This window comes from Halorubrum sp. B53, assembly GCF_059752395.1.
The window spans coordinates 117463-117667 of record NZ_MWTH01000016.1; the positions used below are offsets into that span (position 1 = coordinate 117463).

At 75.6% G+C, this 205-nt stretch carries 1 pseudogene; it reads left to right on the top strand.

From position 1 onward, the window contains the following. Nucleotides 1–124 precede the first annotated feature (124 nt). Nucleotides 125–205, top strand: a pseudogene (locus B4V06_RS17005) (metal-dependent hydrolase); the annotation flags it as partial.

Genomic DNA, 205 nt, shown 5'->3' on the forward strand with positions numbered 1-205 from the left:
CGCCGCCGCGGCCTCGCTGTTGGCGATCCGGTTCCGGCGGGGAGGGAGGACGGACCGGGAAAGCCAGGCGGGCCGGGAGAGCCGGGCGGAGTCGACCGGGGACTCCGCGGAGGTGAGCCGGTAGATGGTCTCGTCGGTCGTCCACGCCGGCTTCGCGCTGTTGCTCGCGGCCGGGCTGCTCGGCGAGTACTACGACCGGCGGGGG